The sequence below is a fragment of the Neobacillus sp. FSL H8-0543 genome (assembly GCF_038592905.1).
In the GTDB taxonomy this organism is placed as follows: Bacteria; Bacillota; Bacilli; order Bacillales; family Cytobacillaceae; genus Neobacillus.
In genome coordinates this window covers 1,393,231-1,407,154 of sequence record NZ_CP151943.1, presented here as the reverse complement: position 1 = coordinate 1,407,154, position 13,924 = coordinate 1,393,231, and the positions used below count along the sequence as shown (strand labels likewise).

Annotated in this window: 14 protein-coding genes and 2 riboswitches; all 14 genes read left to right on the top strand. The window is 39.4% G+C overall.

What is annotated here, in order from left to right; genetic code table 11:
- Positions 1–80: 80 nt before the first annotated feature.
- Positions 81–2,468: a 3-hydroxyacyl-CoA dehydrogenase/enoyl-CoA hydratase family protein gene (locus NSS81_RS07450; protein ID WP_342432877.1), complete on the top strand. Its 2,388-nt coding sequence runs from the start codon at positions 81–83 to the stop codon at positions 2,466–2,468.
- Between the two features lie 47 nt (positions 2,469–2,515).
- Positions 2,516–3,691 (top strand): acetyl-CoA C-acetyltransferase, encoded by a 1,176-nt coding sequence (locus NSS81_RS07445; protein WP_342432876.1) that lies wholly within the window; start codon positions 2,516–2,518, stop codon positions 3,689–3,691.
- Positions 3,692–3,764: 73 nt separating this feature from the next.
- A complete protein-coding gene (locus NSS81_RS07440) occupies positions 3,765–5,549 on the top strand; it encodes an acyl-CoA dehydrogenase family protein (protein ID WP_342432875.1) in 1,785 nt (594 codons plus the stop codon).
- Positions 5,550–5,743: 194 nt separating this feature from the next.
- A complete protein-coding gene (locus NSS81_RS07435; protein WP_342432874.1) occupies positions 5,744–6,100 on the top strand; it encodes an arsenate reductase family protein in 357 nt (118 codons plus the stop codon).
- A 41-nt stretch (positions 6,101–6,141) separates the two neighbouring features.
- Positions 6,142–6,525 (top strand): glycine cleavage system protein GcvH, encoded by a 384-nt coding sequence (gene gcvH, locus NSS81_RS07430; protein WP_342432873.1) that lies wholly within the window; start codon positions 6,142–6,144, stop codon positions 6,523–6,525.
- A gap of 119 nt (positions 6,526–6,644) precedes the next feature.
- Entirely contained in the window at positions 6,645–6,887 is a 243-nt protein-coding gene (locus NSS81_RS07425) for a YusG family protein (RefSeq protein WP_342432872.1), read from the top strand.
- Between the two features lie 128 nt (positions 6,888–7,015).
- Entirely contained in the window at positions 7,016–7,372 is a 357-nt protein-coding gene (locus tag NSS81_RS07420) for a toprim domain-containing protein (RefSeq protein WP_342433961.1), read from the top strand.
- Positions 7,373–7,379: 7 nt separating this feature from the next.
- Positions 7,380–7,688: a thioredoxin family protein gene (locus tag NSS81_RS07415; protein ID WP_342432871.1), complete on the top strand. Its 309-nt coding sequence runs from the start codon at positions 7,380–7,382 to the stop codon at positions 7,686–7,688.
- A gap of 127 nt (positions 7,689–7,815) precedes the next feature.
- The gene (locus NSS81_RS07410; protein ID WP_342432870.1) at positions 7,816–8,178 is read left to right on the top strand and encodes an SCP2 sterol-binding domain-containing protein; all 363 of its coding nucleotides are present in this window, start codon (positions 7,816–7,818) and stop codon (positions 8,176–8,178) included.
- Positions 8,179–8,251: 73 nt separating this feature from the next.
- Positions 8,252–8,351: riboswitch (SAM riboswitch) on the top strand.
- Between the two features lie 71 nt (positions 8,352–8,422).
- The gene (locus NSS81_RS07405; RefSeq protein WP_342432869.1) at positions 8,423–9,739 is read left to right on the top strand and encodes an O-acetylhomoserine aminocarboxypropyltransferase/cysteine synthase family protein; all 1,317 of its coding nucleotides are present in this window, start codon (positions 8,423–8,425) and stop codon (positions 9,737–9,739) included.
- A gap of 118 nt (positions 9,740–9,857) precedes the next feature.
- A riboswitch (SAM riboswitch) is annotated at positions 9,858–9,966 on the top strand.
- Positions 9,967–10,124: 158 nt separating this feature from the next.
- Positions 10,125–11,150 (top strand): methionine ABC transporter ATP-binding protein, encoded by a 1,026-nt coding sequence (locus tag NSS81_RS07400; RefSeq protein ID WP_342432868.1) that lies wholly within the window; start codon positions 10,125–10,127, stop codon positions 11,148–11,150.
- Entirely contained in the window at positions 11,143–11,808 is a 666-nt protein-coding gene (locus NSS81_RS07395; protein ID WP_342432867.1) for a methionine ABC transporter permease, read from the top strand. The genes NSS81_RS07400 and NSS81_RS07395 overlap by 8 nt, the downstream gene beginning before the upstream one ends.
- 19 nt (positions 11,809–11,827) lie before the next feature.
- The gene (locus NSS81_RS07390; protein ID WP_342432866.1) at positions 11,828–12,655 is read left to right on the top strand and encodes a MetQ/NlpA family ABC transporter substrate-binding protein; all 828 of its coding nucleotides are present in this window, start codon (positions 11,828–11,830) and stop codon (positions 12,653–12,655) included.
- Between the two features lie 467 nt (positions 12,656–13,122).
- Positions 13,123–13,908: a Fe-S cluster assembly ATPase SufC gene (gene sufC / locus NSS81_RS07385; protein ID WP_342432865.1), complete on the top strand. Its 786-nt coding sequence runs from the start codon at positions 13,123–13,125 to the stop codon at positions 13,906–13,908.
- Positions 13,909–13,924 lie beyond the last annotated feature (16 nt).

Here is a 13,924-nt window from a genome sequence, read left to right as displayed (position 1 = left end):
GTAAGAACTCATTCAAATATGTATTTTTTTTGACAAAAAAATGAATGAGTGTTCATTCAAAGGACTTGAAGGGGGAGACAATGTTGAACCAACTTATTAAAAAGGCAGCTGTTTTAGGATCAGGCGTAATGGGATCGGGAATTGCTGCTCACTTAGCAAACATAGGCATACCTACTCTTTTGCTGGATATTGTGCCAAGGGAGTTAACGAAGGAAGAAGAAGCCAAAGGACTAACATTAGCTGATTCACAGGTACGTAACCGCATCAGTACAACGGCTATCCAAAAATTATTAAAGCAAAAGCCGGCACCACTAACTGTGAAAAAAAACCTGGGATTAATTGAGGCTGGAAACCTTGAGGACGATTTAATTAAATTAAAAGATGTCGACTGGGTGATTGAAGTAGTTGTTGAAAACCTTCAGGTGAAAAAGCAGGTTTTTGAAAAGGTTGAACAATATCGTAAACCTGGCAGTCTTGTCAGCTCAAATACCTCAGGAATTTCGGTAGAAGCAATGGTCGAAGGCAGATCAGAGGATTTCAAAAGGAACTTCCTTGGAACCCACTTCTTTAACCCGCCTAGATACTTAAAATTATTAGAAGTCATCCCAACTCAATATACAGATCCGGAAGTCCTTTCTTTTATGAAAACTTTTGGTGAGGATGTATTAGGAAAAGGTGTAGTCGAAGCAAAGGATACACCAAACTTTATAGCTAACCGCATAGGTACTTATGGACTCCTTGTTACAGTTCAAGAAATGCTTAAGGGAGGCTATAGTGTCGGTGAAATTGACTCGATTACTGGTCCGTTAGTTGGACGCCCATCAAGCGCTACTTTCCGTACACTTGATGTGGTTGGATTAGATACATTTGCCCATGTCGCAAATAATGTCTATGAGCAGGTGCAAGGGAAAGAGAAGGAAGTCTTTGAGGTCCCAGCTTTCATGAAGGAAATGCTTGAAAAAGGCTGGATCGGGAGTAAGGCTGGTCAAGGATTCTTCCTCAAGCAAGGGAAAGAAATTCTTGAACTGGACCCAACAACATTGGAATATATTCCGCGGAAAAAACTAAAAACAGCTGCTACGGAAGCAAGCAAGCAGGAAAAAGGCTCTGCAAACAAAATGAAAGCGCTTGTTTATGCAGAAGATCGTGCAGGAAAATTCTTATGGAATACCTTAAGTCAATCGCTCCTTTATTCTGCACAGCTATTAGGTGAAATTGCTGATGATATCGTTACAATCGACCGTGCCATGAAATGGGGATTTGGCTGGGATAAAGGCCCATTTGAAACATGGGATGCGATTGGCGTTGAAAAATCTGTTCAAAAGATCCAAGAATCTGGCGGAGAGGTACCTGTTTGGGTAACGGAAATGTTAGAAAAAGGAAATACCTCCTTCTACAAAGAAGAAAATGGGGACCTTTATTTTTATAATAACGGTGAATATACACTAGTGGAGTTTAATCCAAAGGTGATTGACCTTAAAAAGGTAAAGAAGCAGAAGGGTGTTATTAAAAAGAACAGTGGTGCTAGCCTGATTGATATTGGCGATGGCGTCGCACTGCTAGAGTTCCATTCACCTAATAATGCAATTGGTCTCGATATCGTTCAAATGATAAACTTTGCGGTCGATGAAGTTGAGAAGAATTACAAGGGCCTTGTGATAGGGAATCAAGGTAAAAACTTCTGTGTTGGGGCGAATCTTGCGATGATGCTAATGGAAGCACAGGATGACAATATTTATGAACTTGATATGGTTGTCCGCCACCTTCATAGTGCCTTGTTAAAAGTCAAGTACAGCTCTAAGCCTGTCGTTGCCGCACCATTTGGAATGACGCTTGGCGGCGGTGCAGAGGTTTGCTTGCCTGCGGCACAAATTCAAGCATCTTCAGAAACCTATATGGGCCTTGTTGAAGTCGGTGTTGGCTTACTTCCTGGCGGAGGTGGAAACAAAGAACTTTATATTAAACACTTAGAAGGCATACCAAACGGTGTTAATTTTGACCTTCAGGCAGTGGCTAATAAGGTTTTTGAAACCATCGCGACTGCGAAGGTATCTACATCTGCTGAGGAAGCACGCGAAAATAATTTCTTGAATTTTGCTGATGGAGTTAGCTTTAATAGTGACCATTTGCTATACGATGCGAAGCAGGCAGTCCTTGCTTTAAGTGAAAAAGGGTATAAGCCAAAGGTGCGCAAAAAGATTCCGGTTACAGGTGAAACAGGCTATGCCACCCTTTTACTTGGTGCAGAAGGAATGCGTCTGTCTGGTTATCTTTCAGAGCATGATGTGAAAATTGCCAAGAAAATTGCTTATGTCATCGCCGGCGGAAAAGTGCCATTTGGTACCGAGGTAGATGAACAATATTTATTAGATTTAGAAAGAGAAGCATTCTTAAGCCTAATTAGTGAGCCAAAGACACAGCAGCGCATGCAGCATATGCTCGTAAAAGGAAAACCATTACGTAACTAAATAATAGATTTATATTTTTCAAAAATGGAAGAAAGCGAGGGAACGAAATGAGAGAAGCGGTATTCGTAGCCGGCGCACGGACCCCGGTTGGTAAAGCAAAAAAAGGAACGCTTGCCCAAGTTCGTCCTGATGACTTAGGAGCATTGGTTGTTAAAGAAACATTAAGGCGTGCGGGAAATTATGAAGGAAATATTGATGACTTAATTATTGGCTGTGCAGCACCTGAAGCAGAACAAGGGATGAACATGGCCCGAAACATTGGGGCTTTAGCTGGCCTGCCACATACTGTTCCAGCTATAACAGTAAATCGTTACTGTTCTTCAGGATTGCAAACCATTGCGTATGCAGCACAGTCCATTATGCTTGGACAAACAGATACTGCCATAGCCGGCGGCGCCGAATCAATGAGTTTGCTGCCAATGGGAGGGCATGTTCTGCGTCCCAATGTGAAACTAGTTGAAACCGCTCCTGAATACTACATGGGAATGGGACATACAGCTGAAGCTGTTGCTAAGAAATATGGAATAAGCCGTGAAGAACAGGATGCATTTGCGGTTCGCAGTCATCAGCGTGCGTTCAAAGCCATTCAAGATGGGAAATTCGTTGATGAAATTGTTCCTGTCGAAGTGACTTTCCGTTCGGTCGGTAAGGACAATAAGATAGTAGAGAAAACCGTTCAGTTTGCACAAGACGAAGGAGTCCGTCCTGATACAAGTATGCAAGGATTAGCTAGACTTCGTCCTGCATTTTCCGTTACTGGTTCTGTAACCGCAGGCAATTCTTCACAAACAAGTGATGGGGCAGCTGCATTAATGATTATGGACAGGGAAAAGGCAGAGTCACTAGGTCTTAAGCCATTGGCTAAGTTTAGATCCTTTGCAGTTGGCGGGGTGCCGCCTGAAATAATGGGTGTTGGCCCTGTTGTGGCGGTTCCCAAGGCATTGAAACTCGCAGGACTCGAGGTTTCTGACATCAACTTGTTCGAATTGAACGAAGCATTTGCTTCACAATCGATTCAAGTCATTCGCGAACTAGGTCTTGATGAGGAGAAGGTAAACGTAAATGGAGGTGCAATCGCCCTAGGGCATCCTCTAGGCTGTACAGGTGCAAAGCTTACCCTATCACTCATTCATGAATTAAAACGCAGAAACGAACAATTCGGTGTTGTTACCATGTGTATCGGCGGCGGAATGGGCGCTGCTGGAGTATTTGAACTTATTTAAATAAATTGGCTGTGATAATCAACAGGCAAGTTTAATCAACCACCCTTTTAAAATAGAATAGGAGGAAAATTAAATGACAAAACAAATGGATAAATTAGTAAAAGGCGGAAGCTTTTTAATCGAGGATATTTCCTATGAAAATCTTTATACACCTGAAGATTTTAATGAAGAGCAAATAATGATTGCCAAGACGGCAGAAGACTTCATTGAAAAAGAAGTTCTTCCACAGCATGAACACCTAGAAAACCATGAATTTGACCGGACGGTTAAGCTTCTGAAACAAGCTGGTGATCTTGGTCTGTTGGCAGCGGATGTCCCTGAAGAGTATGAAGGTCTAGGATTAGATAAGGTAACGTCATCGCTAGTGACTGAAAAAATGTCTAAGGCCGGCGGATTCTCCTTATCCTATGGAGCGCATGTTGGTATTGGCTCCCTGCCAATCGTATTATTCGGTAACGAACAACAAAAGAAAAAGTATTTACCTGCGCTAGCATCAGGTGAAAAATTGGCGGCTTACGCACTTACAGAGCCAGGGTCCGGGTCTGATGCTCTTGGCGCAAAGACAACAGCAAAGTTAAATGCAGAAGGTACTCACTATATCTTGAACGGCGAAAAGCAATGGATTACGAATGCCGGATTCGCAGATGTTTTTGTCGTCTATACAAAAATTGATGGTGAACACTTTACTGCCTTTATTGTAGAAAGAGAATTCCCTGGAGTTTCTACTGGAGCCGAAGAAAAGAAAATGGGGATTAAAAGCTCCTCCACACGTACGCTAATTTTAGAGGATGTACCTGTTCCTGTTGAAAACTTATTAGGCGAGTATGGAAAAGGCCACATTATCGCATTTAATATCTTAAACATCGGTCGCTATAAGCTAGCGGTTGGCGGTGTTGGCGGTTCTAAAAATGCATTAGAACTTGCGGTTAAATATGCAAATGGACGTAAGCAATTTAATACAGCAATTTCCCAATTCAATTTAACAAAAGAAAAGTTTGGTACAATGGCATCTAAAATCTATGCAGCAGAGAGCTCTGTCTACCGTACCATTGGATTGTACGAAGAAAACCAAGGTAAGCTTTCTACAGAAGAGCAAAAAGACATTAAATTAGTTGCGAATTCTATTTCTGAATATGCAATAGAGTGCTCGCTTAACAAATTCTTTGCTAGTGAGGTATTAGATTACGTCGTTGACGAAGGTGTACAAATCCACGGCGGATACGGCTTTATGCAAGAGTATACGATTGAAAGAGCCTATCGTGATTCCCGTATTAACCGGATTTTTGAAGGTACGAATGAAATTAATCGTCTGCTTGTTCCGGGCACCTATATTAAAAAGGCGTTTAAAGGCGAGCTTCCACTATTCCAAAAGGCAATGGCACTTCAGGAAGAATTAATGATGTTAATGCCTGAAGAACCAGGCGAAGAGCCGCTTGCACAAGAAAAGTATTTAGTGAGAAATGCTAAGAAGATTGGCTTGCTTGCAATTGGCTTAGCAGCTCAAAAATTTGGTAAGTCTCTGGAGAAGGAACAAGAGATCTTATCCAATATTGCTGATATCGTGTCAAATGCTTATGCAATGGAATCTGTCGTTTTACGTACAGAGAAGGCGATTGCAAAAGGCGGGCTTGAAAAGAATCAGCAAAAGCTTGTTTACACGCAAATCTTCTGTCAGGAAGCCTTTGGTGAAATCGAGCAGCATGCTAAGGAAACCTTGGTTGCTACTGAGCAGGGAGATACGTTGCGCATGCTAGTATCTGCCCTCCGCAAACTTACTCGCTACACGCCAATCAATGTCATTGCGAAAAAACGTGAAGCAGCTGATGTCTTAATTGAAGCAGAACGCTATATTGTTTAATTAAAGGAACGGGCTCCCTATTCATAGTGGGAGCCTATTTTTTCTAACTTATTGGAGGATTTTTTCGAATTTCGTCGAAACTTATCTTTAGGGTAGTTTTTTAACATGCCTATCGTTAGGAATTTAAAAATCATTATGGTACTATTTTAGTGACGTTCATACGTCATGATCATGGTAAGAGGGCGGTGAAATGGATGTCTCTGACTTTTTACTGGTATCCCAAATGCGGTACATGTCGAAAAGCGAAGAAATGGTTGGATGATCATCAACTTTCCTACAAGGAAATACATATTGCTGAAACTCCCCCATCACGTTCTGAGTTGAAGGATTTTCATCAAAAAAGCGGTTTAGAATTAAAGAAGTTTTTTAATACCAGCGGTCAAAAGTATCGTGAATTAGGCATGAAGGATAAAATGAAGTCCGCTTCTGTTGACGAGCTGCTGGAAATACTTGCATCTGACGGTATGTTAATAAAAAGACCGATTTTAACAGATGGAGACAAGATAACGGTTGGCTTTAAGGAAGAAGAATATGAGAAAATGTGGCTTTAAGGAATTATCATTATAGAAAAATTACTGGAGGGATTTAGGTCATGACTACACCAAAGGATTTACGTTATTCAGAAGAACACGAGTGGGTAAAAGTTGAGGGAGAAAAGGTTCGCGTTGGAATCACTCATTTTGCACAATCTGAATTAGGAGATATCGTTTTCGTTGAACTTCCTGAAGTTGGCGATGAAGTAACGGCTGATGAGCCATTTGGCAGCGTTGAATCAGTTAAAACAGTTTCTGAACTTTACGCACCTGTAAGTGGTAAGGTTGTTGAAGTAAATGAAGATTTAAATGATAGCCCGGAGTTTGTTAATGAATCGCCATTTGAAAAAGCATGGATGGTTGTAATTGAGCTTTCTGATAGCAGTGAGCTAGACAAGCTAATGACGGCTGAACAATATGAAGCAATGACGAAAGAAGACTAATTCGTTACACCCGAAAACACCTATTATTAGGTGTTTTTTTAATTGGTAAATAATATGTCCTTTTCTTCTTCTAAAACTAGGGAACACTACAATAAAATTTACCGAAGAGGTGGAATAGGATGACATTAAATCATCAGAAGATAGATGTGACAGACCGAGTGATTGGAAAGTTAAAGAATGGGGAGATTGAACTGTTTTTCGAAAACACATCGATTGGAAAAATACAAATGCCAGGAAATGATATGTCTTTCCAACTAGATCATCACTTTGAGGTAGATCAGCGTAAAATCTACCAAAATGTAACAGTTACCGAGCAGCCCGAGCCAAAATACACCGATTGTGATGATGGAGGATGGTGTTAGTTGTGCCTGAAGCTCCAATAAACAGGCTAGTAACAAAAGAATAGCCATAGTTATCAAGCTCAACACGTTATTAATTTTTTCGAATATGTTAGAATAAAAACAACTTCTATTAATAGGTGTGATGAATGATGAGGGACTCATATGGTAACAAAGTTCTTATTGTTGAAGGGAAATCGGACAAGAAAAAGGTTAAAAGCATCTTAAAGGACCCAATTGATATTATTTGTACGAATGGTACGATTAGCCTAACGAAATTGGATGAATTGATTGATTCCCTAGAGGATAAAGAGGTCTATATTCTCGTAGATGCAGATGAATCGGGAGAAAAACTTCGGAAACAATTAAAAAGGGAATTTCCTAATGCTGAACATCTTTATATTGACAGGATGTATCGTGAAGTCGCAACCGCACCGGCACAGCATCTGGCTACTGTACTGATTGGAGCAAATATCGATGTCCATACAATGTATTTAGAAATGGGCTGATTGACTAATGAACGAATGGAGCCGAGAGGAATTTTCCAGATTAACAAATAAGGGTGAAACAGGTTGTGTTTATTTTTACACACCTTTATGCGGGACCTGTCAGGTTGCCTCAAGAATGCTGCAAATTATCGAGCAAATAGTCGAAGTGCAAATGGGTAAAATAAATTTGAATTTCTACCCTGATATTGCAAGAAACTTTGCAATTGAAAGTGTCCCTTGTCTGATGATTGTCAAGGACGGTCAAGTCGTTGAGACGTTATATGCTTTCCATTCAGTCCCTTACTTGCTAGAAAAAATTAAACACCATGTAACCTAAAAACAGATGTGAAGACATCTGTTTTTTTGTGCAGAAAAAAGGTTGGGTTTTGTCGAACGATTATCAAAGGTTTTCACAACGTTTTACTGAATATATAAAGAAAGCCAGTAAAATTGGAGTGATTACCATGAATGAAGCGATAGAAGAATTCGTCACAAGCATAAATGAATGCAACCATGTTTTACGGTTATTTGATAAAGTTGACAGCTTAACTGTAAAACTTATCTGTAATCAACAGTCGGTTGTAATCGCGTTTCAAAATGGTAAAGCACTATTATTGGATGAAAGTCTGTCAGTGGATACCGTCTGTCAGATTTTTGGAGACCTTGATTCCCTGCTTACATTGATTGAAGGGAAAGAAAGATTAAGAATTCTCGTTAAACAGGGGCAGTTAAAAGTAGCAGGAACATTTCGTACTACCTTACTGCTAGAATCTGCTTTCTATTTAACCCAAACAGGTAAATCTGAAGATATTCGAATATTTTCATAAAACTATTGACTGTTCTATTTACTTAGGTTATCATTTTTATAATATTCAACGAATGGTGAAAATTAAATAATATTTCTTATCAAGAGAGGCGGAGGGACTGGCCCGACGATGCCCGGCAACCGGTTTGATACACGGTGCCAATTCCAGCAGAGTTATGCTCTGATAGATAAGAAGAGACGATCCCCCCTCTTCTTATGAAGTGGGGGTTTGTTCATTTTTGAAAAAATTGAAGGAGGAAAAGAGTATGGGAGAAAATCAAAAAAATTATCGCTTTGAAACGTTGAGTGTCCATGGAGGTTTGTCGCCAGATCCAGTAACAGGTGCCCGTGCGGTTCCCATTTATCAGAATAATGCCTATCAATTTAAGAATACTGAGCATGCTGCAAACCTGTTTTCTTTAGCGGAGTCTGGTTACATATATACCCGAATTCACAATCCAACAACAACCGTTTTTGAAGAAAGGGTTGCTCTATTGGAAGGCGGTGTAGGGGCGCTTGCGGTCGGAAGTGGAATGGCTGCGATTACGCTAGCAATCTTAAATATTGCTGAGGCGGGAGATGAGATTGTTTCCGCATCGAACTTATATGGCGGTACCTATAATTTATTTGCGGTCACCCTTCCTAAATACGGAATTAAGGTGAAATTTGTTGATCCTGAAGATCCAGAAAATTTCCGTGCTGCGATTACAGAAAAAACGAAGGCTGTCTTTGCTGAAACAATCGGGAATCCAAGCCTCCGCATTTTGGATATTGAAAAAGTAGCTGAAATTGCTCATGAATCTGGTATTCCATTGATCATTGATAATACGTTTGCTACTCCATATTTGTGCAAACCGATTGAACATGGTGCCGATATTGTCATTCATTCAGCAACAAAATGGCTATTAGGTAATGGAACGTCCACTGGAGGAATAATTGTTGACGGCGGGAAGTTTGACTGGAATTCGGAGAAGTTTCCTGGATTTACGACACCAGACGCAAGTTATCATGATCTTGTCTATGCGGAAGCTTTAGGCGCAGTGGCTTATATTGTTAAAGCGCGCGTACAGCTGTTACGTGATTTAGGACCTGCTCTAAGTCCGCAGAACGCTTTTCAGTTTATTCTTGGACTTGAAACACTTCACGTACGTATGAAGGAACATGTTGCAAACACCAAGGAAGTCGTTGAGTATTTAATTAGTCATCCAGCGGTAGAATGGGTTTCCTATCCAGGACACCAATCACATCCTGATTATGAGTTAGCAGGAAAGTATTTGCCAAAAGGTGCAGGCTCTATCATTGTTTTTGGTATCAAAGGCGGAAGAGAAACCGGTGCGAAGTTAATTGATTCCATTACACTTTTTGCACATGTGGCAAATGTGGGCGATGCGAAGAGTTTAATCATTCATCCTGCCAGCACTACGCATCAGCAATTAGATGCTGAAGGCCTAAAGTCAGCAGGCGTTTCAGAGGATTTAATTCGTCTTTCCATCGGTATTGAAAATGTAGAGGATTTAATTGAAGATCTTGACGCGGCAATTGAAGCAGCAACAGGTGTTTCTTCTCTAAAGGCAAAAGCTTAAAAATATCTCAAAAAATATTAATTTCATTGACAGCCTTTTTTAATAGTGCTAAGATAACTTTTGTAATAAACTAATTACTTTAATCATTAAACGTGTTAATTGAATATAGGATGTTTTACTCTTATCAAGAGTGGTGGAGGGATGTGCCCGATGAAACCCGGCAACCGTCAATATTTATATTGAAATGGTGCCAATTCACACAAAGCGATTGCTTTGGTAGATGGGAGAAAGGAATGAATTAATGATGCCTTTCTGCCTGTGCAGAGAGGCTTTTTTATTTTTCAAATATAAGAATCTTTTTCAGAAAACAGTCAAACCCTATATGTAAGTAACACGAAGTAATGAAATTATTATAAATTATCTCTGATAAAAAGTAGGTGATTCAATGATTTCTATTAAAGACGTACGAAAGGTTTTCCCTACTAAGCAAGGTTCATTACTAGCAGTAGATAATGTGAACTTGGAAATTCAAGAGGGAGAAATTTTTGGAGTGATTGGCTATAGCGGTGCTGGAAAAAGTACGTTAATCCGAATGTTGAATGGACTCGAGCTCCCGACCCAAGGGTCTGTAACAGTGGCTAAACGGGTGATTTCGAAAATAACTGGCAGGGAGCTTCGAAAAGCACGGCAGGAAATCAGTATGATTTTTCAGCATTTTAATTTACTGTGGTCACGGACAGTGAGTGAAAATATAGCCTTCCCTTTGGAAATTGCTGGTGTGAAAGGTCTGAATAGACAAAAGCGGGTAAATGAATTGATAAAACTGGTTGGTTTAGAAGGAAGAGAAAATGCTTATCCTTCTCAGCTTAGTGGAGGACAAAAGCAGCGTGTTGGAATTGCCCGTGCACTTGCCAATAATCCCAAAGTGTTACTTTGTGATGAAGCAACCTCAGCACTAGATCCGCAGACAACAGATTCGATTCTAGACTTGTTAGTTGATATCAATAAACGCCTTGGCTTAACAATTGTATTAATTACACATGAAATGCATGTCATCCGGAAAATCTGTCATCGGGTAGCTGTTATGGAGAATGGCAGAATCGTTGAACTTGGTCAGGTGTTAGATGTATTTAAGAAACCCGAGCAGCCAATTACAAAACGATTTGTTCAGCAGGTGACAGAGCCTGAAGAAACAAAAGAAACGGCGGAGCATTTGTTAGAACGCTATCAATCTGGCAAGGTTGTCCAATTATCTTTTATTGGCGATTCAGTCGAGCAGCCGTTAATCACCAATTTAATCCGTCAAAATAATGTTACGGTCAACATTTTGCAGGGGAAAATTTCGCAAACGCAAAGCGGTTCATACGGTACCCTCTTTATTCATCTTGATGGTGACGAAAAGGAAGTCAACAAAGCCGTTGACTACATTCGCTCCCAGCAGGTAGGAGTGGAGGTGATTAGTAATGGCTAGCTTTATGGAAATGGTAAAGTGGGAACAGTTATTGGAAGCCACACGTGAAACCCTTTATATGACTTCTATTTCCGTGGTTACTACATTTATTTTGGGATTAGTCCTAGGGCTGCTGTTATTTCTCACTGGTAAAGGTAATATCTGGGAAAATAAGGCGGTTAACGTAATTATTGCTGGATTTGTAAATATTTTCAGATCAATCCCGTTTATTATCTTAATTGTTTTATTAATTCCATTTACAAAATTATTGATTGGGACTATGCTCGGTGCAAATGCTGCATTGCCTGCCTTAATTCTTGGAGCAGCTCCTTTTTATGCGAGAATGGTGGAGATCGCGCTTAGGGAAATCGATAAAGGTGTGATTGAGGCCTCGCAATCAATGGGAGCAACTCATGGTCATATTATTTTTAAAGTATTGATACCAGAATCTTTACCTGCCTTAATTTCAGGGATTACCGTAACAGCTATTTCGTTAGTCGGCTTTACAGCAATGGCCGGAGTAATCGGAGCAGGAGGACTTGGACATTTTGCCTACCTTGAAGGTTTTCAGCGCAATAGACCGTTTGTTACGTTAGTTGCAACCATTGCTATTTTAATTTTAGTTTTTATCATCCAATTTATTGGAGATTATTTTACCAAGAAAACAGATAAACGATAATTAGAGGAGGAATTAGAAAATGAAAAAAGTATTCAGTTTTATAGTAATTGCATTAATAGCTTTGGCCCTAACAGCATGTGGAGGTACTAAAAACGAAACAGCAGAAAAGGATGGAAACAAAAAATTAGTTGTAGGTGCAACGGCTGTACCGCATGCGGAAGTACTTGAAGCAGCAAAACCTTTACTTAAGGAAAAAGGTATTGATCTTGAAGTGAAAGTCTTTCTAGATTATATTCTTCCAAACGTGACGTTAAGGGATAAAGAACTTGATGCAAACTATTTCCAAACACCAGGTTATTTAGAACTTCAAATGGAAGAAAATAAAGATTTTGATTTTGTAAGTGTTGGGGAAGTTCATAAGGAACCAATTGGTATTTATTCTAAAAAATATAAAAGCTTAAAAGACCTTCCAGAAGGTGCAAAAATTATTATGAGTGATTCATTCAGTGACCATGGACGTATTTTACCTATTTTTGAAAGAGAAGGTTTGATTAAGCTTAAAGAAGGTGTAGGCGCGAATGCAAGAGTAGAGGATATTGTTGAAAATCCAAAGAATCTTGATTTCTCTACTTTAATTGAAGCCAAATTATTAGCTTCTTCTTTCGAAAGCGGTGAAGGTGATGCGGTTGTCATTAATACGAACTATGCACTAGAAGGCGGTGTTGATATCGGAAAGACTGGAATCGCATTTGAAGGCAGTGATGTTGTTCCGGCAAATCTAATTGTCGTTCGTTCTGAGGACAAAGACCGCGATGAAATTAAGACACTTGTTGAAGTATTAAAATCAAAGAAAATTCAAGATTTCATTAAAGAGAAGTACCAAGGTGCCGTTCAGGTAGGAGAATAACCTCCTATACAGCATTTAAATTTAGTATAAAAGATAATATTTAACAGTTAAAAGCAGGAAGCCAGAAAGTTTTTTCACTGGCTTCCCTTTTTTTATTTATGTAAATACATGAAACCTGTTCTGTAGGTAAAAATAGGTAGCAATAAATAGATTCTAGGCTTGGCAATATTCAAAAAAATAGGTTATGATTTTAATGATAATTGTTTATATAAAAGCAGTAGCTAGGTTGAAAATTCCAGAAATGTTATCATTATACAAGTGAGCAGTATTGTATTAGTCATTCTCATTTGTGTTGTGTTTAGTGAAAAAATAAATTCTTTTCATTTTCACTAAAGTTAATACTTCTTTGGAGTTGCTAACATATTCTATTTGTTATAAGATTGTAATGAGAATAAAATGAGAATAGAAATTGAGACCAACTGCTTTTGGTCTTCAAGATACAAAACTATCTTTACGGAGGTATAAATATGGCTGGGTCAACTTTAACGGTTAAAGATTTACATGTAGAAATTGATGGTAAAGAAATTTTAAAGGGTATTAACCTTGAAATAAAGGGTGGAGAAATCCATGCAATCATGGGACCAAACGGAACCGGAAAATCGACTTTGTCTTCAGCGATAATGGGTCACCCAAAATATGAAGTAACAAGTGGAGATATTATTTTAGACAATGAAAACGTTCTAGAAATGGAAGTTGATGAGCGTGCACGCGCAGGTCTTTTCCTTGCAATGCAATATCCAAGTGAAATTAACGGTGTAACAAATGCCGATTTCTTACGTTCTGCGCTTAATGCTCGTCTAGGTGAAGGCAATGAAATCTCCCTAATGAAATTTATCCGCCAAATGGATAAGCAAATGGAGTTCTTAGAAATGGATCTTGATATGGCGCAACGCTACTTGAATGAAGGTTTCTCCGGCGGCGAGAAAAAGCGTAATGAAATCCTTCAATTAATGATGCTTAAGCCGAAAATGGCTATCTTAGATGAAATTGACTCTGGATTAGATATTGATGCCCTTAAAGTTGTTTCAAAAGGTATCAATCAAATGCGAGGAGAAGATTTCGGTTGTTTAATTATTACTCACTATCAACGTCTTTTAAACTATATCACTCCTGACTATGTACACGTTATGATGCAGGGCCGTATTGTGAAATCAGGCGGACCAGAGCTTGCACAGCGCTTAGAAGCAGAAGGATATGACTGGATCAAGCAAGAACTTGGAATTGAAGATGAAACAGTTGGGCAAGAAGCGTAAGTTAGGTTAGGAGGAT

Excerpts from the sequence above, each read along its gene's own strand:
- NSS81_RS07425 (WP_342432872.1), top strand. The coding sequence starts at position 6,645 with ATGACATTAAATCATCAGAAGATAGATGTGACAGACCGAGTGATTGGA.
- NSS81_RS07435 (WP_342432874.1), top strand. The coding sequence starts at position 5,744 with ATGTCTCTGACTTTTTACTGGTATCCCAAATGCGGTACATGTCGAAAA.
- sufC (WP_342432865.1), top strand. The coding sequence starts at position 13,123 with ATGGCTGGGTCAACTTTAACGGTTAAAGATTTACATGTAGAAATTGAT.
- NSS81_RS07400 (WP_342432868.1), top strand. The coding sequence starts at position 10,125 with ATGATTTCTATTAAAGACGTACGAAAGGTTTTCCCTACTAAGCAAGGT.
- NSS81_RS07440 (WP_342432875.1), top strand. The coding sequence starts at position 3,765 with ATGACAAAACAAATGGATAAATTAGTAAAAGGCGGAAGCTTTTTAATC.
- NSS81_RS07390 (WP_342432866.1), top strand. The coding sequence starts at position 11,828 with ATGAAAAAAGTATTCAGTTTTATAGTAATTGCATTAATAGCTTTGGCC.
- gcvH (WP_342432873.1), top strand. The coding sequence starts at position 6,142 with ATGACTACACCAAAGGATTTACGTTATTCAGAAGAACACGAGTGGGTA.
- NSS81_RS07410 (WP_342432870.1), top strand. The coding sequence starts at position 7,816 with ATGAATGAAGCGATAGAAGAATTCGTCACAAGCATAAATGAATGCAAC.
- NSS81_RS07395 (WP_342432867.1), top strand. The coding sequence starts at position 11,143 with ATGGCTAGCTTTATGGAAATGGTAAAGTGGGAACAGTTATTGGAAGCC.
- NSS81_RS07445 (WP_342432876.1), top strand. The coding sequence starts at position 2,516 with ATGAGAGAAGCGGTATTCGTAGCCGGCGCACGGACCCCGGTTGGTAAA.
- NSS81_RS07405 (WP_342432869.1), top strand. The coding sequence starts at position 8,423 with ATGGGAGAAAATCAAAAAAATTATCGCTTTGAAACGTTGAGTGTCCAT.
- NSS81_RS07420 (WP_342433961.1), top strand. The coding sequence starts at position 7,016 with ATGAGGGACTCATATGGTAACAAAGTTCTTATTGTTGAAGGGAAATCG.
- NSS81_RS07450 (WP_342432877.1), top strand. The coding sequence starts at position 81 with ATGTTGAACCAACTTATTAAAAAGGCAGCTGTTTTAGGATCAGGCGTA.
- NSS81_RS07415 (WP_342432871.1), top strand. The coding sequence starts at position 7,380 with ATGAACGAATGGAGCCGAGAGGAATTTTCCAGATTAACAAATAAGGGT.